This is a genomic window from Paenibacillus radicis (ex Gao et al. 2016), from assembly GCF_014641555.1.
Taxonomy (GTDB): domain Bacteria; phylum Bacillota; class Bacilli; order Paenibacillales; family Paenibacillaceae; genus Pristimantibacillus; species Pristimantibacillus radicis.
Genome location: NZ_BMHY01000018.1, coordinates 57,348 through 77,312 on the forward strand (window position 1 = coordinate 57,348; position 19,965 = coordinate 77,312).

A 19,965-nucleotide genomic window follows, 5' to 3' on the forward strand; every position below is an offset into this window, starting at 1 on the left:
TCTTTGGAAAGCAGAACCCGTGTGGTTCTGCTTTTTTACTGTCTTCAAGGACGTTGCGGTATGAGTTTGGCAGAATTAGAGCTGCGAGAATGGATGATTTGGAAAAATTTTCTGCGCAACTTCGTCATTACCGACAGCGTGAAGTCATCATTCGCCAATGAAAAAGAGGCGCCATCGACGGTTTTTGTTGAAGCAGGCCAGAGGCCGATAGGCAGGTAAGACTGCTTAACTCCGCGCGGGGCAAGCGTTTCCACACAGGCGACAAGCGCTGCGCGGGTAGACCATTTTGTCGGAAAAAACTTTTGGACAGACTACGTTAAACTGACAAACTTCATACGGACAACCTCCTATAATGAGAAACACAATAAAGTCGGAATGGTGGTGTCGGGAAGTGAACAAGGAGAACGTAGTGGTATTTCCGGGTGGAGAGAACAAGAAGGCGGGTTGGGGACAGACGTGGTTGCGCAAAGGCGGGGAATGGGCATTGGCGCTTCGGTTCGTTCAATTGCTGCTGGCCAAGAAGTGGACGTTTCTGCTGGTGCTGGTCGGCTTTCTGCTTGGACGAGCTGTTATTCTAGAGTCGCTGATGCCGTTTGCCGCCGCTTATTTCGCCGTTATTTATTTCATGCGCAGAGATGTACATGCGTGGGTAGCGGTATCGCTAATTGCCGGGAGCTGGTTTGCGGCTGTTCCTTCTCCGATGTGGATCGCGATGGAAATCGCTGTACTGTTCCTTATGTTCAAAGGACTTGAAGCTTATGAGAAAGCAGAGCTGTCGTCGGCACCGCTGCTCGTATTCGCCGCTATGCTTATCGTTCAGCTGTTCTCCGTATTCATTGGGGATTCCTTGAGCTGGTACAACTTTATGATGGTCGTCGTGGAAGCTGCGCTTGGTTTCGTACTGACGCTTGTTTTCATCCAGGCGATTCCGGTGCTGACAATGTCCAAGAAGACAGCCACATTGAAAAATGAAGAAATCATATGCCTGATGATTATGCTTGCTTCGGTCATGACTGGCGCGGTAGGCTGGGTCGTCTACGGTATGTCTGTCGAGCATGTGATGTCGCGCTATATGCTGCTGCTGTTCGCTCTGGCAGGAGGCGCACCACTCGGAGCCTCAGTTGGTGTCGTCGCCGGCTTAATCTTAAGCTTGGCCGATCTGACGGCCATTGTGCAGATGAGTCTGCTCGCCTTCGCTGGCCTTCTTGCCGGTCTGCTGCGGGATGGCGGGAAGATGGCGGTCGCCTTCGGGATGCTGCTCGGCACCTCGATACTAGCCGTCTATGTAGGCAGCCAGTCTGACGTGATGTCCTCCACTTGGGAATCAGCTGCTGCTGCAATTCTGCTCATGCTGACGCCGAAGGTGATGATTCGGACGATTGCCCGCTATGTGCCGGGCACGAACGAGCATGCCAAATCCCAGCACGACTATGCGAAGCGGGTTCGGGAGGTGACAGCGGAGCGTGTGTCGCAATATTCGGAGGTGTTCCGACAGCTTTCCCGCAGCTTCGGGCAATTCAGCGGCGCTTCTTCCGCCATGAAGCGGGAGGAAGAGCTTGGCCATTTCATGAATGCCGTAGCCGAGCGAAGCTGTCTGAACTGCCATCGTCAGAACGCCTGCTGGGAGACGAAGTTTTATCATACGCATCAAATGATGACGGACATGATTACGAGTGTGGAGGAAGGAAGGACCCCTTCCGCCAAGTCGATGCCTCGTCAATGGACGAACCACTGCGTCAAGCCTGCTCAAGTCATTGGAGTGATGGAGCAGCAGTACGAGCTTTATAAAAATAATATGCATTGGAAGAAGCAAATATTCGATTCCCGTCAACTTGTAGCGGAGCAGTTGTCAGGTGTATCGAAAGTCATGGAGGATTTGGCCGGTGAGATTAAGCGGGAGGGTCAAACGCTTCACTTGCAGGAGGAGCAAATCCGGGAAGCATTGGAGGGGCTGGGACTATCGATTCAGGAAATCGAAGTGATTAATTTGGAGGAGGGAAATATCGAGATTGAGCTTTATCATCACTTCTCTCAAGGCTATGATGAGTGCCGTAAAATCATCGCGCCGCTGCTCTCTGATATTTTAGGCGAGCACGTAGCGGTCAAATCGGAGCGTGCTTCCGGTAAAAGCGGCGAGCCGACGCTCGTCATATTCGGCTCAGCTAAGGAGTACGAGATTGAGACGGGCATTGCAGGCGCGGCGAAAGGCGGCGATTTGCTGTCAGGCGACAGCTTCAGCATGCTGGAGCTGGGCAATGGCAAGTTCGCGGTGGCGATTAGCGACGGCATGGGCAACGGAGAGCGTGCCCGCGAGGAAAGCAGCGCAGCGCTGTCGATTCTGCAGCAACTCTTGCAATCTGGAATGGACGAGCAACTGGCGGTCAAATCCGTCAATTCCATTCTGCTGCTTCGCTCCTCTGACGAGGTATTTGCAACAGTTGATTTAGCTATTATCGATCTTTATACGGCAAAGACGATGTTCATGAAGATTGGCTCGACGCCAAGCTTTATTAAACGGGGGAATGAGGTCATTCTGGTGACGGCCAACAATTTGCCAATCGGCATTTTACAGGAAATCGATGTCGATATGATCTCGATGCAACTGCAGCCTGGCGATGCGCTCATTATGATGAGCGATGGCATCTATGATGCTCCGGGCCATGCAGTCAACAAAGAGATGTGGATGAAGCGAATGATCATGGAATTGAAGACTAGCGACCCCCAAGAGATGGCGGATTCGCTGCTGGAGACTGTCGTCCGGCATCATGAGGGCGACATTGCGGACGACATGACGGTGCTGGTCGCCCGGGTAGATAAGCATCTGCCGGAGTGGGCGTCGTTCCGTTGGCCGGGCTTGACCCGTCTGGAGCGCCCTCGCACGGTGAGCTAGACGGATGCTGGCAAGGAGACAACTCTTTCGGCATGTTGCGCGAGGGGCGCGCGGGATGCCGGAAGAGCTTTTTTTTGCCTGCTTGGCAGTCATGTATCATAGAAGGTTCCATAGAATCCGAAGATAAGAGAGAGCGGAGAAATACCGTTCTCCTTGCAGGTTGTACATAATTTTTACGAATCTATTCGTTTATCCTCCTAAACATAAGGCAAAACTGATAGAAACGATTGTTAGGAGGCTGAACAAAAATGAAACAAATTTTGTTGATTACCGATGGCTGCTCCAATGTCGGCGTTAGTCCAGTGGTAGCGGCGGCGCATGCCAAAGCGGAAGGCATTGCCATCAATATCGTTGGCGTTCTTGATTATGGGGATGTCGGAGAGCTCGGCGCAGCGGAAATCGAGGAAATTGCTAGAGCGGGCGGTGGCCTGAGCCGTCTTGTCAATACGAGGCAGCTCTCGCAGACGGTACAGATGATTACGCGCAAGACGGCGGTGCAGTCCATTCAGCTAGCCGTTCAGAAAGAGCTGAAGAACGTGCTGGGCAATGGCTCGATCGAGGCGCTGCCGCCAGATAAGCGGAGTGAAGTGGTACGCGTGATCGATGAGCTTGGCGAGACGACGAAGCTGCAGGTGGCGCTGCTGATTGATGCCAGTGCAAGCATGAAGCCGAAGCTGCGGGCGGTAGAGGAAGCGATCCATGATTTGATGCTGAGCCTGCAGGCTAGACAGGGCGGAAGCGAGATTGCCGTATTCCATTTTCCAAGCTCCAAGTATGGAGACGACTGTATGATGGATTTGGATTGGACAGATAATTTGTCTGGCATTTCGTCCTTGTTTCCGAAGCTGCAGATGAATGGAACGACGCCGACGGGGCCGGCGATCATGCATGTTGTTGATTTTTACAGACGCGGGGATTATGGTAGAAAGAGCAGAGATGAAACGGATGGGATGATGAGTGACTACGTCGTTTAAGATCAACCTCCGTCGCGGGATGACGGTGACGGGCAAGTGGAAGCGGAACCGTTACCAGGTCGAGCGCCTGCTGGGAGAAGGGGCGAACGGCAAAGTTTATTTGGTTCAGCGGGACCGCAGCTGGTATGCGATGAAAGTCGGCGCGGATGCGGTGGATCTGCAATCCGAGATCAATGTGCTGCAGGCGCTGGCGAAGCAGGAGAAGTCTGGCGGCCGGAGCCGTCAGGACGCATTGCCCGGCGGCGCAAGCGGAGAACCGTTTCTGATCGATGTCGACGATCTTTACGGCTCGGATGGCCGCGAATATTCTTTCTATATAATGAGATATGTCAGAGGTGTGACGCTCTCGGAGTATTTGTCGCAGAACGGCAAGGAATGGTTTCCGCTCGTTGGGCTGAATTTGTTGAACAAACTGGCTGCGCTTCATTCCAAGGGCTGGGTGTTCGGCGATTTGAAAGTGGAGAATGTGCTGGTGGCCGATTATGGCTACGTGGAATTGGTCGATTACGGCGGGGCTACTGCATCTGGCAGAGGCATCCGGCAATTCACCGAAATTTACGACCGGGGCTATTGGAATGCGGGTTCACGTTCGGCAGACGCGAAATACGACCTGTTCTCGTTCGGCGTTCTTTGCTTGCAGCTGCTCGAACCGAAGCGGCTGCAGCAATTAACGACAGGGCTGCCGCAGAACCGGTCGATTGAAGAGCTGCTGCAGCTTTCCAAAGAGAACGAGACGCTGAAGCCTGTGTCCGAATGGCTGCACCGGGCATTGACCGGTGATTTCTGGGATGCCGCCGAAGGTGCAGAGGCTTGGCGGCTATTGATGCATCGGCGCCAATTAAGGCGGCGTTCCGATACACCCGGCTGGCTGAAGGGATTGGCTGCCGTCTCGGCCGTGCTGTTGGGCGTTTCCGTCTATTGGCTGCTTAGAGGCGGGCTGTAACACTTATTTAAAGGAGAGATACATAACGGAATGGGTAGCGGAGAAGATCGGCTGCTGCAGCAAGTGCGAAGCACGGCTGAGCAGGAGGGCTTGTGGGCGAAGGGAGACGCCCTGATCGCCGCCGTGTCGGGAGGGCCGGACTCCATGGCGCTGCTCCATCTGCTTAGTCAGCTGGCGGACGAGCAAGATCTGACGATTACCGTCGCTCATGTGAATCATGGGTTCCGCAAGACGGAGTCGGCAGCGGAGGCGGAGCTGGTGGAGCAGTATGCAGCGAAATTAGGGCTTGCCTTCGAGATGACGGAGCTTGATATGCCCGCATATATAGAAGAGACGGGAATGAACCCTTCGGCCGCTTCGCGGGAAAGGCGTTATGCTTATCTGGTAGAAACGGCAGAGCGGCGCGGAGCTGCAGCTATTGCGCTGGCCCATCATGGCGACGATCAAGCGGAGACGGTCATGATGCGGCTGCTGCGCGGGACGGGTCTGACGGGTTTGTCGGGCATGGCTGTGAAGCGCCGTGAAAAAAACGTGCAACTCATTCGCCCCTTGCTTCGTATGAACAAGTCAGACCTTATGAAATATTGTTCCGAGCATGAGGTGCCTTATTGCGTGGATAGCAGCAATAATGAGCGATACTATTTCCGGAATGTCATTCGGCTTGATGTCCTTCCGTACTTAACGCAGTTTAATCCGCAGTTGTCCCCTTCGCTTCGGAGGCTCGCTGATGTAGCGGGAGCCGAGGATGAATGGATGGAACAGCAGGCGGAAGAGCGGTTTGCGAAACTTGTAACGTCCTCCCCCGGCGAATGCAAGGTTCGCGGCAGCGATTTGACCAGTCTCCCCGTCGCTTTACAAAGGAGATTGATTAAACTAATATTAAATTATCTTTCTAATAATACGGTTTCGGCCGCGTTTGAGCACATCGAAGCGATGAGGCTCGCCGCCCGAACCGATGCTCCGAGCACCTGGCGCTTCGATGCCGGAGCCGGAATACGATGCATGCGCGAGTATGACGTTTTGCGCTGGATCCGCACCGCAAGCTTTGCTTCCGGGCAAACGGAAAAAAACGGCGATTACGCGCATGAGCTTGACCCGTCTGCTGAAAGCTGGCAAGTGTCGGAAGGCGGGCTGACGCTTGTTGCCTGGCGTGAAGGGTTAGGCGGTCATGCGAAAGCCAAGGGTCGAAACGAAGCCTGCTTCGATGTGGAGAAGGTTGTTTTTCCGTTGGTGGTACGCAATAGGCGTCCTGGAGACCGAATTTCCGTATTAGGATTAAACGGCTCCAAAAAAGTGCAAGATATGTTCGTTGACGAAAAGATTGCTCCATCCATAAGGGAGAAGTATCCGCTTCTGTATGATGCGGAGGGCAGGCTGCTCTGGATTCCGGGCATTCGAAGGTCCGGTCATGCGCTGGTTGACGAGGCGACGACGGAGTTGCTGTTCATCCGATTGGAAAACGAATAAGAAACGCTGTTATACTCATAAATATAAGGAAGTGTAGGGGGATATTTATTTTGCTTAACGATATTCAAGAGGTATTGTACGACGAGGGGCAGATTCAGGCCAAGGTCAAAGAGCTTGGCGAGACATTGAGCCGGGATTTTGGCGGGCGGAATCCGCTCGTTATTTGCGTCCTCAAAGGCGCATTCGTTTTTATGTCCGACCTGGTGAAGAAAATGTCTATTCCGCTTGAGATTGATTTCATGGCCGTGTCCAGCTACGGGCAATCCACGAAATCATCGGGCGTCGTAAAGATCATTAAGGATTTGGACGCTTCGGTCGAAGGACGGGACGTTCTGATCGTTGAGGATATTATCGATAGCGGGCTGACGCTCAGCTATTTAATCGATGTGCTCGAACGCCGCAATGCCAAATCGGTTACTGTCGCTACGCTGTTCGACAAGCCGGCTAGACGCGCGGTTGACTTGGAGGCGGACTACACCGGCTTCTCTTTGCCAGATGAATTTGTCGTCGGATATGGCCTCGACTATGCGGAGCAATACCGGAACCTGCCGTTTATCGGCATACTCAAGCCGGAAGTATATCAGAAATAGCAGTTCTAATAAGCGTTTCAGGGGCAAGCTTTCCTCCGATTGAAGCTCTATTGAGATGGAAAGTCATGCTATGGTAAAATATTAGAAGCGTCTTGAGAGGAGGTAGGGGATGAATCGGATCATGCGTAATACTGCATTTTATTTGATCATCTTTTTGGTAACTGTCGGGATTATCCAGTTTATCAGTAAGCAGAATGACACTACCGTTGGAATACGATACGATGAGCTTCGTACCGCCATCAGCGAGAACAACATCGAGAAGCTCACCGTCAAGTATGAGGGGTATACTTATTTTGTAGCTGGTAAATATAAAAAACCGCCTGTCGGCGCGAAAAGCGAAGAGCTTTCGTTTACGACAAGAATCGGCTTGGATGCTGGGAAAGAGATCATTGACGCAGAGAAGCAGAATAGTTTCGAATTGGATTACAGGAAAATGGATACGCCAAGCGTATGGCTTACGCTCCTGACGTCCATTATTCCATTCGTCATCATTTTCGTATTGTTCTTCTTCCTTATGAATCAGGCGCAAGGCGGCGGCGGCAAAGTAATGAACTTTGGCAAAAGCCGGGCGCGGCTGTACAACGAGGAGAAGAAGAAGATTACGTTCGAGGATGTTGCAGGTGCCGATGAAGAGAAGCAAGAGCTTGTCGAAGTCGTCGATTTCTTGAAAGATCCTCGTAAGTTTAATTTGGTTGGTGCACGCATACCAAAAGGCGTCTTGCTTGTGGGCCCTCCAGGTACCGGTAAAACGTTGCTCGCCCGTGCAGTTGCAGGTGAAGCAGGCGTACCATTCTTCAGCATCTCGGGTTCGGACTTCGTTGAGATGTTCGTCGGCGTAGGCGCATCCCGCGTCCGCGATTTGTTCGAGAATGCGAAGAAAAATGCTCCATGTATCATCTTTATCGATGAGATTGACGCAGTTGGCCGTCAGCGCGGCGCCGGACTCGGCGGCGGACATGACGAACGCGAGCAGACGCTCAACCAATTGCTCGTTGAGATGGATGGTTTCGGCGCGAACGAAGGCATCATTATCGTTGCAGCAACGAACCGTCCGGACATCCTCGACCCTGCGTTGCTCCGTCCTGGACGCTTTGACCGTCAAATTACGGTTGACCGTCCGGATGTGAAAGGACGCGAAGCGGTGCTGAAGGTTCATGCCCGCAACAAGCCGCTTGATAAAGATGTCAAGCTGGACATTATCGCGAAACGTACGACAGGCTTCACTGGTGCTGATCTGGAGAACCTGTTGAACGAAGCGGCGCTGCTTGCAGCCCGCCGCAATAAGAAAGACATCGCGATGCGTGAGGTTGACGAGGCGATCGACCGTGTTATTGTCGGCACGGAGAAGAAAAGCCGCGTCATCAGTGAACGCGAGAAACGAATTGTCGCTTACCACGAAGCTGGCCATACGATTATCGGCTACTTCCTGGAGCATGCCGACCAAGTACACAAGGTTACGATCATTCCTCGCGGCAAAGCCGGCGGTTATGTCATTATGCTTCCTAAGGAAGACCGGATGCTGGTGACGAAGCAGGAATTGCTCGACCGCGTTACTGGCTTGCTGGGCGGACGCGTTGCCGAGGAATTGTTCATTGGCGAGATTGGTACTGGCGCATACAGCGACTTCAAACAGGCTACGAGCATTATCCGCAGCATGATTATGGAGTACGGTATGAGCGACAAGCTTGGTCCAATGCAGTTCGGCCAAACCCAAGGCCAAGTGTTCCTTGGACGGGATCTGGGGCATGAGCAGAACTACTCCGATGCGATCGCTTACGAGATCGACCAAGAGATGCAGCGTATGGTGAATGAATGCTACACCATTGCGAAAAACCTCTTGACCGAGAAGAGCAAAGAGGTGCATATCATTGCACAAACCTTGCTCAACGAAGAGACGCTGGAGTTGGAACAAATCAAAAACCTGATCGAGACGGGATCGCTTACGGGCGATGGCTCATCTTCTTCCGAAGGCGGCAGCGCCGATGGAGAAACAGCATCCGAACCGATTGTCGATACGATTGGCGGCGTCAAAGTACGGATCCAAACCCGCGAAGCTGGCGATATTACGCCTCCTGCGCTGGATGAGGAAAAACCGTCTGAAGGCGACGGAGAACCAAATAAGTCTTAATGAATTAGAAAAGCCCGCAAGGCATGTGCCTCGCGGGCTTTTCTTTATCGTTCAGTGAGTTGATTGAAAATATAACAGTTTTAAACGATAATCGATAGCTTTACTTATATTAAGACGGGCAATAACGTGATTTCGAGGCCGATAGCGCTGGTGGAAATAAAAAATATAAATTGTGACGGAAGTTTGGCGATTCACGCATTGACAGCGCCTTCTGCCTGGAGTAAATTAAACCTTAACAAATGTATTATTGTAAACATTCTAATCATCAGGCTCTTGACTCGACAATGTTTGTGCATCAATTCACAAAGTCGGTCGGCCATAACTCGGAATGGGACTCACCGCCCATCCCTCATAAGAGGAGAGGATCAACTGTGGAAGCATTGGCGCTGGAACGCAAAGCGGAACAAAACCGCGAGCTGCGGGAACGGCTATTGCAGCTGAAGAAAGAACGAAATGCGATTATTCTTGCTCACTATTATCAACGGGATGAAATACAAGAGGTAGCCGATTTCCGCGGGGACTCCTTCCTGCTGGCTCAGAAAGCGGCTCAGACAGATGCTGATGTCATCGTTTTTTGCGGTGTTCATTTTATGGGCGAGAGCGCAAAGATACTGGCTCCTAATAAAACGGTTATTATACCGGATGAACGTGCGGGCTGCCCGATGGCCGATATGGTTAACGTGGATGGTTTGCGTAAGCTGAAAGCACAGCATCCGAACGCGACTGTCGTTACGTACATTAACTCTTCGGCAGAAATTAAAGCGGAGACCGATATTTGCTGTACTTCGGCCAATGCGCTCAATGTTGTTAATTCGGTTGAAGGCGACGAGGTTATTTGGGTACCCGACAAAAACCTGGGACACTACGTGCAGCAAAACACCGACAAAAAGATGATCATTTGGGAAGGCTATTGCAATACCCATGACATGCTGACGGTGAAAGACGTTGAGGAAATGAAAGCGAAATATCCGAACGCACAATTCGTCGTTCACCCGGAATGCCGCCCAGAGGTTGTTGCACTCGGCGATTTCGTCGGCAGCACGACGGCCATTATTAAATACTGCAAAGAGTCCGATTGCAAGGAATTTATCGTGGGAACGGAAGACGGCACGGGATACCAGCTTCGTCTGGACAGCCCGGATAAATCTTTCCATTTTGCATCGAAATATCTGGTTTGCCCGAACATGAAAGTGAACAATTTGAAGAAGCTGGTTAAATGTCTCGAGACGATGCAGCCTCAAATTTATGTTCCGCCGCATGTAGCCGATCAAGCTCGTCTTTCCCTGGAGCGCATGTTACTCGTGAAATAGGAGGAGCATGCGCTACTCCTATGCCTGGAGGGGCCAACGTTATGATTCCTAGATACTTAGTAGATGTTCAACTGGACCAACTGCCAGTTATCGATAAAGACGTTATCGTAATCGGGGCCGGCATTGCCGGTCTTTTTACCGCACTGCGCGCTAGCGCCAGCGGCAATTCCGTGCTGATGATTACGAAGAAGTCGCTGCTCGACAGCAACACCCGGTATGCCCAAGGCGGAATCGCTGCCGTTATTTCGGAGGATGACTCACCGGAGTATCATCGCCAGGATACGCTTATCGCTGGCGCAGGACTTTGCGCTGACGATGCTGTTAACGTGCTCGTCCATGAAGGGCCAAATGGCGTGAACCGTCTTATTAAGATGGGTACACAGTTTGATCTGGAGAACGGGGAGTTCGCCCTTACGAAGGAAGGGGCGCACAGTCAGCGCCGTATTCTGCATGCCAACGGCGACGCGACAGGTTATGAAATCGTTCGCGCTCTTTCGGAGAAAGCGGTGGCCGACCCGCAGATTGAAGTATGGGATGATCATTTCGTTATCGATCTGATTACAGAGGAAGGCGAATGCTGCGGCGTTCTCGTACAGAAGCCGGACGGCCAGCGTTTGTACGTTCGCGGGAAAGCAACGGTTCTATGCTCCGGCGGTGCAGGCCAGCTATACCGGTATACGACGAACCCGGAAGTTGCCACTGGCGACGGCATTGCAATGGCCTACCGTGCAGGGGCTTACATTCAGGACGTGGAATTCATTCAATTCCACCCGACTTCGCTATGCTATCCAGGTGCGCCCCGTTTCCTCATCTCGGAGGCAGTTCGCGGCGAAGGCGCTGTGCTTCGCAACATCAGAGGCGAGCGCTTCATGGAGCGCTATCACCCGCAGCTGGAGCTCGCCCCTCGCGACGTGGTAGCGCGGGCGATCGTCTCCGAGATGGAGGAGACCAAGTCGACCTTCGTTTATCTCGACGTGACGCATGAGTCTGCGGAAATGATTACACATCGTTTTCCGAATATCTATGAATTCTGCCTGAAGTACGGGCTTGATCTTACGACCGACTGGATTCCGGTGGCTCCTGCCGCCCATTATATGATGGGAGGAGTCAAAACCGACCTGAACGGGGAAACCAATATTGGCAGATTGTTTGCTTGCGGAGAAGTATCATCCACAGGCGTTCATGGCGCCAACCGGTTGGCGAGCAATTCGCTGTCGGAGGCGATTGTATTCGGCAAGCGTATTGTCGATACGATTAATAAGCTTCCGAAGCTGGAGACGAAGCCGTCGATTCAGCCGGAGGAGCTGCGCGTGGACGCGCCGATGCAGGCTGTAGTTGAGAAGCGGCTGAAGCTGCAAAAGATTATGGTGAGATACGTTGGACTGCGGCGGGATGCGAAAGGCTTGGAGCGCGGACTGGAAGAGTTGAAGCGGCAGCTGCCGATCTTCCAATCGGTGTTGACGAAAAGTGAAGAATTCGAATTCGCCAACTTGCTCACTTGCGCCTTGCTGACGACAGAAGCGGCGCTTCAGCGTGAGGAAAGCCGCGGCGCACATGCCCGTGAAGACTTTCCGGAGCGTAACGACGAAGTATGGCGCAAGCATACCGTCTTGCACCGCCTACATGGAATGACAGAGGAGCGAATTGTTCATGCTTGAGACGAATTTCAACGGCTTCGGCTATCGGCAAACGTTGAAAAATCAAATAAACGGCTGGCTCGCTGAGGATGTTGGCAGCGGTGATGTGACAACGGCGACGACAATTCCGGCAGGATCGCAGTCGAAAGCGGTCATTCACGTCAAGGAGAGCGGCATCATCGCCGGTCTTCCCGTAGCTCAGCTTGTGTTCGAGGTCGTCGATCCAAGTCTCGTTTTTGAGGCAAAAGTATCGGATGGCGATTACGTGGAAAAAGGGACGGTTATCGCAGTCGTCGAGGGCAGCACGCATAGCCTGCTTACAGGCGAGCGTCTTGCTCTTAATCTCATGCAGCGTTTATCTGGCATCGCAACTAAGACGAATGCCTTTGTTGCTGCTCTTGAGGGGCTGCCTGTCCGGCTGGTGGATACGCGGAAAACGACGCCAGGCCATCGGCTGCTGGAGAAATATGCAGTTCGTGTCGGCGGGGGTTCCAATCACCGCTTTGGCTTGTATGATGCAGTTATGATCAAGGATAATCATATTAAAGGGGCTGGCGGCATTCGCGAGGCTGTTGAAGCGTCTAGAGCGAGCATCCCGCACACGATGAAGATCGAAGTGGAGACAGAGTCGATGGAGCAGGTTGAAGAAGCGCTCGCCTGCGGTGCCGATATTATCATGCTCGACAATATGAGTCCTTCTCTAATGAAGGAAGCGGTTGCCCGCATCAAGAGCCATTCCCCTCGGGTCATCGTCGAGGCTTCCGGCAACGTCCGGCTCGATACGATTCATGGCATCGCATCATGCGGCGTCGACGTCATTTCGGTCGGAGGACTGACCTATTCCTTCAACGCGCTGGACATCAGCTTGGATCTGAATGCGAAGAAGGGAGGATCGGCACTATGATTCTCGTAATTGACGTAGGCAACACGAATATCGTGCTTGGCGTCTATAAGGGCAAGGAGTTGCTGCATCACTGGCGGTTAAGCACCAACCGTTCTGCTACGGTGGACGAGTATGGCATCAATATTCATAATCTGTTTCATTATGCCGGTCTGAAGCTGGATCAGATGGACGGGGTTATTATCTCATCCGTCGTTCCTCCGCTTATGCGGGCATTGGAGCAGCTATGTCTGAAATATTTGCGTAAAACGCCGCTGATTGTAGGCCCGGGAATTAAGACCGGCTTGAATATCCGCTATGAGAATCCACGGGAGGTCGGGGCCGACCGTATCGTCAATTCGGTGGCGGGCATTGAGAAATACGGCTCACCGCTCATCATCGTTGATTTTGGAACAGCGACGACTTTCGATTATATCGACGGCGACAGCAACTACCTTGGCGGCGCTATTGTGCCGGGCATCAGCATTTCAACGGAGGCATTGTACCAGCGGGCGGCGAAGCTGCCGCGCATCGAGCTGGTACGGCCGAAGAGCGTTATTGGCCGTAATCCGATTACTTCGATGCAGGCTGGCATTATTTTCGGTTATGCCGGTCAAGTAGATGGTATAGTAAAACGAATCCGCAGCGAGTTCAAGGTATCGCCGCGCGTCATTGCGACGGGCGGACTTGCGGAGTTAATCAGCGCGGAATCGGAAACGATAGAGGAAGTTGATCCTCTTCTTACATTAGAAGGACTGCGTATCATTTATGAACGGAATCAGGAGGTTTAAAGCATGGAACAATTGAAAGACGTGCTCGTACGGGGCACGGCATGGGGCGGTAAAATCCGCGTTTTCGCCGTTCGTACGACGCAGCTGGTCAGCGAGCTTCAACGCCGCCACGGGACGCTGCCTACTGCAACTGCAGCTCTTGGCCGCGCAGCGACTGCCGGGGCAATTATGGGCTCGATGCTGAAAGGCGAAGAGAAGCTGACCGTTCAGGTTAAAGGCGATGGCCCAATTGGTCAAATCGTCATCGACGCCAACGCACACGGTGAGGTTCGCGGCTATGTCGACAACCCGGACGTGCTGCTGCCAAGCAATGAACATGGGAAGATTGATGTTGCCGGCGGCGTGGGCCGCGAAGGCTTTCTTCATATTATTAAAGATCTTGGCTTGAAGGACCCGTACCGCGGCAGCGTGCCGCTCATCTCTGGGGAGCTTGCTGAGGACTTCACTTACTACTTCGCGCTATCCGAACAGACGCCATCGGCTGTTGGTCTTGGTGTGCTGGTTGAAGCGGACGGAACCGTTCTGCATGCTGGGGGCTTCATCGTCCAGTTGATGCCGGGTCTGACTGACGCTGAAATTACGCGTCTGGAACAAGCGGTTGGCACGATGCCGCATGTAACGGCGCTTCTGGATCAAGGCGAAACGCCGGAAGAAATTTTGCGCTGGCTCGTAGGCGATGATCTTCAGATTCATGATACGATGGATATCGTTTTCCAATGCAAGTGCTCGAAGGATCGTGTCGCACAGACGCTGGTCAGCCTGGGCGAAGATGAGCTGCAACAAATTATCGAGGATGACGGAGAAGCGGAAATCGTGTGCCACTTTTGCAACGAGGCGTATACCTTTGATCGTGAACAGCTGGAGAAGCTGCTCGAACAGGCGAGACCGGAGCCGCTCCAATAAAACGGAGGCAGTGGGGGAATGAAAAAATTCGGGGTATTGAAGACAGTCGTTCTTCTGCAGGCGGTCTGTATGATCGTGCTTAGCGTTGCCGTAGTGGTCAAGCTGTCGCCTTTCGGCAGCGACCCCTCCGAGCTGGAGCCGGGAACGGGCAATGAAGCCCATACCGGCAACGACGGAGGCGACGGACAAAGCGGGCGGGACGAGGCGGCAACCGTCGGAGGAGAGTCGATAACGGCCGGTGAGCTGGAAGCACAGCTGCTGAAGCAATATGGCGATACCGTGCTGAGAACGATGATGGTGCGCAAGGCATTGAACCTCGAAGCCAACGCGCGGCAGTTGAAGGTCACCGTGGAGGAGCAAGACCGGGAGCTGGCTGCCATGATGGAAGGCTATGAGAACGAAGATGAATACTACCGGGTTATGAAAGAGCAGCTTGGCATGGAGAAGGACGACGTCCGAGAGGATGTTAAGTACAAGCTGCTGTTGGAACAAATCGCGATGCTGTCCGTTGAGCTCTCGGATAGAGATGTAAATCGCTACATCGACGAACATGCCGAGCTGTTTGGCGACCGGCTTCAGCTGCATTTGCAGTGGATCGTAACGGAAACGGAAAGGGCTGCGGGAGACGTACTCGATATGCTGTCCGATGGCGAGGACTTTGCGCGGATCGCCAAGACGTATTCCATGGATGACTTTACGGCGGAGTCAGGCGGGGATCTGGGCTTGATCGACGCGGACGATCCGTTCTACGATGCGGAGCTGCTGGATACGGCAAGCCGTCTGCAAACCGGAGAAATGGCGGGTCCCCTTAAAACGGAGAGCGGGTATGCGGTTATCCGGCTCGTTGAGCGCCAGAAGACCGAGGGACTAACCGGCAAACGGCTGATGGACGCGGCGCGCAAGCAGCTTGCGCTATCCAAGGCTAAGCCGCTGCATGATATCGAGGATGAACTATTGTTAAAATATGATGCTGTCAAACGGAAATAATCCGGCTGGCCAGCATCATTTTTTTTCATATAGCGGGATCTGTCTTCTAAATGAGGCGTACATTCCAGCAAGTGCCGCTCTTATAGCTGTAATCGTTTTCCTAACCTAGGGCAAATTACATAGAAAAGCTATTGACAACGAATACCAGCATTGTTAATATGGAATTAGTTAAAAAACCAACTGAATTAGTCGGAATAAGGAGGCTTTTCTATCATGGCTAGAATTGTACAAAGCGTTACTGAACTTATCGGTGATACTCCGCTTGTTCGTTTGAATCGTTTGGTGCCTGAGGATAGCGCGGAAATCTATGTAAAGCTTGAATATCAAAACCCGGGCTCCAGCGTGAAAGACCGGATCGCAATCAGCATGATCGAAGTGGCGGAGAAAGAAGGCGTTTTGAAGCCGGGCGACACGATTGTTGAGCCTACGAGCGGCAACACGGGTATCGGCCTTGCTCTGGTAGCAGCTGCGAAAGGTTATAAAGCCATTCTCGTTATGCCAGAGACGATGAGCATCGAGCGTCGCAACCTGCTTCGCGCTTACGGCGCAGAGCTTGTATTGACGCCTGGATCGGAAGGCATGAACGGCGCAGTACGCAAAGCGGAAGAGCTGGCGAAAGAAAATCCTAGCTACTTCATCCCGCAACAATTCAAAAACCAAGCCAATGTAAAAATCCACCGTGAAACGACGGGTCCAGAAATCGTAGAGGCGATTAACTCCCTTGACGGCAAACTGGATGCTTTCATTGCAGGCATCGGTACGGGCGGCACTATTTCTGGTGCAGGCGAAGTGCTGAAGCAAAACTTCGAAGGTATCAAGGTCTATGCTGTTGAACCAGCTGCATCGCCAATTTTGTCGGGCGGCCAACCGGGCCCTCACAAAATCCAAGGTATCGGCGCTAACTTCGTTCCTGATATTTTGAACCGTGAAATTTATGACGGCGTTATTACGGTTGAGAACGAGGAAGCATTCGAATATGCTCGTCGTGCTGCGAAAGAAGAAGGCATTCTTGTCGGCATTTCTTCCGGCGCTGCGATTTATGCAGCTCTGAAAGTTGCGAAAGAGCTGGGCAAAGGCAAACGTGTTGTTGCGATCGTTCCAAGCAACGGCGAACGTTACCTGTCCACACCGCTGTTCAATTTCGAGAACTAATCCATACGGATTGCCGAGTCCTCCATGCCGCTTGCTGCGGGTGGGGGGCTCTTTTTTTTGTTGGCACAGGAACGTCTGTCAGTCTTTTCTTTTGCCCTGCCTTTCTGTATACTTAGCAAATCATAATATGCAACTTGATCGGGGGTAAAAGGTGATGTTCACCGCTTGGGAGCAATGGAACGGGTGGCACGCCGAACGGCAATATACAACGCTGCCGTTATTGAAGAGGGTGCCGCTGGAGACGCTTGCCGTTGATTCATGGGAGAGAGCCTGGCAGGACGCTTCGCCTCACGCCTTCGTCCTGGAGAGCGGTAAAGACGGCCGGTATACGTATCTAGGCTTGCATCCGGCTAGCGTCATCCGAGGCAAAGGGCTTAAGGCTGTATGTACGGAGCTGGGCGGCGGAAGCAGGCCGCCGCTTGCTGGTGCAGACGGCGAATGGGAAGGAAAGCCGCTGGAGCTTGTCCGCCGCTGGATGAGCGGTCACACGGCGCCGAAGCTGAGCGAAGGGCCGAAATGGACCGGAGGCTGTGTCGGCTACTGGAGCTATGATATTATTCGCTCCATAGAACGGTTGCCGGAGCTCGCCGCCGATGATCTGGGCATGCCCGACTATTTGTTCATGCGAATGGACGAGCTGTGGATCGTCGATAAGGAAGAGCAAGCGCTATATTGCGCGGTTCACTCCAAGGTAGAGAAGGACGCCGATACAGCGCGCCTGCGGGACGTCTACGAGGCAGCAACAGCCAAGGCGGACGCTATGTCGGCCTATTGGAACGACAAGGTGCAGAGCGGCAACGCTGACGCTGCTGCGCTGCGCAATGATTGGCTCGGACGGACGCAGGATGGAAGCCTCCATATCGATGTGGAATCGATGGAAGGGATGACTTCTCCTTTTTCCAAAGCGGCTTATATGGCGGCTGTGGAGCGGATAAGGGAATACATCGCTCAGGGGGACGTCTTCCAAGTGAATTTGTCGCTTCGCCAGAGCCGTGAGGTTAGCGCTTCGCCGGAGGAATTGTATGAATGGCTGCGGATCGTCAACCCATCGCCTTATATGGGCTTTCTGCGGACGCCAGACTTCCAGCTGGTATCCGCTTCGCCGGAGCTGTTAGTGGAGCAGCGGGACGGCTTGCTGGCCACCCGCCCGATAGCGGGCACACGCCGCCGGGGCAAAACGGAGGAAGAAGACCGTATACTGGCGGATGAACTGTTATCGAATGAGAAAGAGCGGGCAGAGCACATTATGCTCGTCGATCTGGAGCGCAATGACCTGGGAAGGATCGCCGCCTACGGGTCCGTCCATGTCGAGGAACTGATGGTGATCGAGCGCTACTCCCATGTCATGCATCTCGTGTCGCAAGTGGAAGGAAAGCTGGCGGAAGGCAAGGACGCCTATGATGTTATCGCCGCTACATTCCCGGGAGGTACAATCACCGGCGCGCCGAAAATCCGTACGATGGAAATTATCGAGGAGCTTGAGCCAACACGCCGCGGCTCCTACACAGGCTCCCTTGGATGGATTGACTATAATGGCGATATGGAATTTAATATTATTATAAGAACGATGGCAGTGAAGGACGGCCTCGTACATGTTCAGGCCGGAGCGGGAATCGTTATTGATTCCGATCCGGAGCGGGAATATTACGAGTCGCTTAGTAAAGCGAAGGCACTGTGGAAAGCGGTTCAGTTCAGCGAGCAGTTTGCTGAGCAGACAAGCCGCGCTTAGGGGCATTCCCGGCGCGCTCACGCTGGACCGCGGGGTCCGGCGCAGAATGGAATAAGGGGGACTGGGACGATGATTCTCGTAATTGATAACTATGATTCGTTTACGTACAATTTGGTGCAGTATTTGGGCAAGCTGGGCGAGGAGGTTGTCGTCAAGCGCAACGACGAGATCGATCTTGCTGGAATTGAGGCGCTGAAGCCTGACCATATTCTCATTTCGCCGGGACCCTGCTCCCCTAATGAAGCAGGAATCAGCCTGTCGCTGATTGATCATTTCAAAGGGATTATTCCGATATTTGGCGTCTGCCTCGGCCATCAGTCGATCGGTCAAGCATTCGGCGGCGATGTGGTACGCGCAGAGAAGCTGATGCACGGCAAAACGTCGGAAATTATCCATGACGGCAAGACGATCTTTGAAGGCATCCCTTCTCCTTATACGGCTACACGCTACCATTCGCTTATCGTGAAGCGCGAGACGCTGCCCGATTGCCTGGAGATCAGCGCAGAGACGGCTGAGGGCGAAATTATGGGGCTGCGGCATAAGCATTACCCCATTGAAGGCGTACAATTCCATCCGGAATCAATCATCACGGAGCACGGCTTGACGCTGCTGCGCAATTTTTTGCAAATCCGGGTTGGCGCGGCGCAATGAAGATCGGATTCAATGGTGCGGTGAAGAAAGCGGAGGAAGCTGTGATCTCGATTTACGATCACGGCTTTTTGTACGGAATGGGGTTGTTCGAGACGTTCCGCACCTACGGCGGTAGGCCGTACTTGCTGGAACGGCATTTGCAGCGGCTTGCGGAGGGATGCGAGCAGCTGGGTATACGCTATACGGCGGATCAGGAAGCGCTGCAGTTGCTGCTTGCCGAGCTGCTCCGAGAGAATGAACTAAACGAGGCCTATATACGACTTACCGTTTCAGCTGGCACAGGTGAACTAGGGCTGCAAACCGGCGATTATGAACGGCCTAGCGAGCTTCTGCTGATGAAGGCGCTGCCGCCTGTAAGTGAAGCTTTGTACCGCTCTGGCAAGGAACTGCGGCTGCTGAGCACCGCAAGAAACACGCCGGAGGGGGCTGTACGGTTAAAATCTCTCCATTATATGAATAATATGATAGCGAAGCGGGAACTTGCGGCCAGCGGTGCTGCTGCGAACGCCGAGGGGCTTATGCTGACCGCAGACGGCAAGCTTGCCGAGGGGATCGTCAGCAATTTGTTTTATGCGAAGAATGGCAAGGTATATACGCCTTCTGTTGATACAGGCATATTGCCCGGCATTACTCGGGCGAAAGTGATGGAGCTTGCCCTTGAAGCGGGTTTCGAGGTAGAAGAGGGGCATTTTCGATATGGGGAGCTGCTGGCAGCCGATGAGGTATGGATGACGAACTCGATTCAAGAGCTTGTCCCGATCACATCGATTAGCGGATGCGCTGTGCATGGCTATGATCATGACTCTATTACAGCCGCAGGCAAGAGTCAGCCGCAGGAAGTGAGCCAAATAACCGTTGGCGATGGAGCTATCGGTCCAATAACGGAACTGTTGCTGCAAGCTTACCGAAGTGACACGAGCAGCGCCAGTTAAC

The 19,965-nt window shown here is 53.1% G+C and carries 17 protein-coding genes; all 17 read left to right on the forward strand.

All coding sequences use genetic code 11. From position 1 onward, the window contains the following. Nucleotides 1-60 precede the first annotated feature (60 nt). The 17 genes from IEX98_RS26280 (at nucleotide 61) to pabC (ending at nucleotide 19,964) form a co-directional block, all read left to right on the forward strand. Nucleotides 61-219 carry a hypothetical protein gene (locus IEX98_RS26280; RefSeq protein ID WP_188892655.1) on the forward strand — a complete coding sequence of 53 codons (159 nt, stop codon included), beginning with the start codon at nucleotides 61-63 and terminating at the stop codon, nucleotides 217-219. Between the two features lie 172 nt (nucleotides 220-391). Further along, a complete protein-coding gene (spoIIE, locus tag IEX98_RS26285) occupies nucleotides 392-2,890 on the forward strand; it encodes a stage II sporulation protein E (RefSeq protein WP_229692407.1) in 2,499 nt (832 codons plus the stop codon). Between the two features lie 248 nt (nucleotides 2,891-3,138). Then, the gene (locus tag IEX98_RS26290) at nucleotides 3,139-3,864 is read left to right on the forward strand and encodes a vWA domain-containing protein (protein WP_188892657.1); all 726 of its coding nucleotides are present in this window, start codon (nucleotides 3,139-3,141) and stop codon (nucleotides 3,862-3,864) included. Beyond that, entirely contained in the window at nucleotides 3,848-4,807 is a 960-nt protein-coding gene (locus IEX98_RS26295; protein WP_188892658.1) for a protein kinase domain-containing protein, read from the forward strand. The genes IEX98_RS26290 and IEX98_RS26295 overlap by 17 nt, the downstream gene beginning before the upstream one ends. A gap of 30 nt (nucleotides 4,808-4,837) precedes the next feature. Continuing rightward, nucleotides 4,838-6,274: a tRNA lysidine(34) synthetase TilS gene (gene tilS / locus IEX98_RS26300; protein ID WP_188892659.1), complete on the forward strand. Its 1,437-nt coding sequence runs from the start codon at nucleotides 4,838-4,840 to the stop codon at nucleotides 6,272-6,274. 50 nt (nucleotides 6,275-6,324) lie between these two features. Continuing rightward, on the forward strand, nucleotides 6,325-6,864 hold the full coding sequence (gene hpt / locus IEX98_RS26305) for a hypoxanthine phosphoribosyltransferase (protein ID WP_042171291.1): 540 nt from the start codon (nucleotides 6,325-6,327) through the stop codon (nucleotides 6,862-6,864). Between the two features lie 109 nt (nucleotides 6,865-6,973). Next, entirely contained in the window at nucleotides 6,974-8,992 is a 2,019-nt protein-coding gene (ftsH, locus tag IEX98_RS26310) for an ATP-dependent zinc metalloprotease FtsH (protein ID WP_188892660.1), read from the forward strand. Between the two features lie 371 nt (nucleotides 8,993-9,363). Next, complete coding sequence (gene nadA / locus IEX98_RS26315) at nucleotides 9,364-10,302, forward strand: quinolinate synthase NadA (RefSeq protein WP_188892661.1); 939 nt, start codon at nucleotides 9,364-9,366, stop codon at nucleotides 10,300-10,302. A gap of 41 nt (nucleotides 10,303-10,343) precedes the next feature. Beyond that, nucleotides 10,344-11,960 (forward strand): L-aspartate oxidase, encoded by a 1,617-nt coding sequence (gene nadB, locus IEX98_RS26320; protein WP_188892662.1) that lies wholly within the window; start codon nucleotides 10,344-10,346, stop codon nucleotides 11,958-11,960. Then, nucleotides 11,953-12,843 carry a carboxylating nicotinate-nucleotide diphosphorylase gene (nadC, locus tag IEX98_RS26325; RefSeq protein ID WP_188892663.1) on the forward strand — a complete coding sequence of 297 codons (891 nt, stop codon included), beginning with the start codon at nucleotides 11,953-11,955 and terminating at the stop codon, nucleotides 12,841-12,843. Before nadB ends, nadC begins: the two co-directional genes overlap by 8 nt. After that, complete coding sequence (locus IEX98_RS26330) at nucleotides 12,840-13,610, forward strand: type III pantothenate kinase (protein WP_188892664.1); 771 nt, start codon at nucleotides 12,840-12,842, stop codon at nucleotides 13,608-13,610. The genes nadC and IEX98_RS26330 overlap by 4 nt, the downstream gene beginning before the upstream one ends. Before the next feature lie 3 nt (nucleotides 13,611-13,613). Beyond that, nucleotides 13,614-14,513, forward strand: a complete 900-nt coding sequence (gene hslO / locus IEX98_RS26335; protein ID WP_188892665.1) for an Hsp33 family molecular chaperone HslO — start codon at nucleotides 13,614-13,616, stop codon at nucleotides 14,511-14,513. Nucleotides 14,514-14,531: 18 nt separating this feature from the next. Beyond that, complete coding sequence (locus tag IEX98_RS26340; protein ID WP_188892666.1) at nucleotides 14,532-15,500, forward strand: peptidylprolyl isomerase; 969 nt, start codon at nucleotides 14,532-14,534, stop codon at nucleotides 15,498-15,500. A gap of 213 nt (nucleotides 15,501-15,713) precedes the next feature. Then, complete coding sequence (cysK, locus tag IEX98_RS26345) at nucleotides 15,714-16,652, forward strand: cysteine synthase A (protein WP_188892667.1); 939 nt, start codon at nucleotides 15,714-15,716, stop codon at nucleotides 16,650-16,652. 154 nt (nucleotides 16,653-16,806) lie between these two features. Then, a complete protein-coding gene (locus IEX98_RS26350) occupies nucleotides 16,807-18,381 on the forward strand; it encodes an anthranilate synthase component I family protein (protein WP_188892668.1) in 1,575 nt (524 codons plus the stop codon). A gap of 69 nt (nucleotides 18,382-18,450) precedes the next feature. Then, a complete protein-coding gene (gene pabA / locus IEX98_RS26355; RefSeq protein ID WP_042171336.1) occupies nucleotides 18,451-19,032 on the forward strand; it encodes an aminodeoxychorismate/anthranilate synthase component II in 582 nt (193 codons plus the stop codon). After that, nucleotides 19,029-19,964 (forward strand): aminodeoxychorismate lyase, encoded by a 936-nt coding sequence (gene pabC, locus IEX98_RS26360; protein ID WP_188892669.1) that lies wholly within the window; start codon nucleotides 19,029-19,031, stop codon nucleotides 19,962-19,964. Before pabA ends, pabC begins: the two co-directional genes overlap by 4 nt. The last annotated feature ends 1 nt before the right edge of the window (nucleotide 19,965 follow it).

Excerpts from the sequence above, each read along its gene's own strand:
- IEX98_RS26350 (WP_188892668.1), top strand. The coding sequence starts at position 16,807 with ATGTTCACCGCTTGGGAGCAATGGAACGGGTGGCACGCCGAACGGCAA.
- ftsH (WP_188892660.1), top strand. The coding sequence starts at position 6,974 with ATGAATCGGATCATGCGTAATACTGCATTTTATTTGATCATCTTTTTG.
- cysK (WP_188892667.1), top strand. The coding sequence starts at position 15,714 with ATGGCTAGAATTGTACAAAGCGTTACTGAACTTATCGGTGATACTCCG.
- nadC (WP_188892663.1), top strand. The coding sequence starts at position 11,953 with ATGCTTGAGACGAATTTCAACGGCTTCGGCTATCGGCAAACGTTGAAA.
- IEX98_RS26280 (WP_188892655.1), top strand. The coding sequence starts at position 61 with ATGAGTTTGGCAGAATTAGAGCTGCGAGAATGGATGATTTGGAAAAAT.
- IEX98_RS26340 (WP_188892666.1), top strand. The coding sequence starts at position 14,532 with ATGAAAAAATTCGGGGTATTGAAGACAGTCGTTCTTCTGCAGGCGGTC.
- pabC (WP_188892669.1), top strand. The coding sequence starts at position 19,029 with ATGAAGATCGGATTCAATGGTGCGGTGAAGAAAGCGGAGGAAGCTGTG.
- tilS (WP_188892659.1), top strand. The coding sequence starts at position 4,838 with ATGGGTAGCGGAGAAGATCGGCTGCTGCAGCAAGTGCGAAGCACGGCT.
- IEX98_RS26330 (WP_188892664.1), top strand. The coding sequence starts at position 12,840 with ATGATTCTCGTAATTGACGTAGGCAACACGAATATCGTGCTTGGCGTC.
- hslO (WP_188892665.1), top strand. The coding sequence starts at position 13,614 with ATGGAACAATTGAAAGACGTGCTCGTACGGGGCACGGCATGGGGCGGT.
- nadB (WP_188892662.1), top strand. The coding sequence starts at position 10,344 with ATGATTCCTAGATACTTAGTAGATGTTCAACTGGACCAACTGCCAGTT.
- IEX98_RS26290 (WP_188892657.1), top strand. The coding sequence starts at position 3,139 with ATGAAACAAATTTTGTTGATTACCGATGGCTGCTCCAATGTCGGCGTT.
- pabA (WP_042171336.1), top strand. The coding sequence starts at position 18,451 with ATGATTCTCGTAATTGATAACTATGATTCGTTTACGTACAATTTGGTG.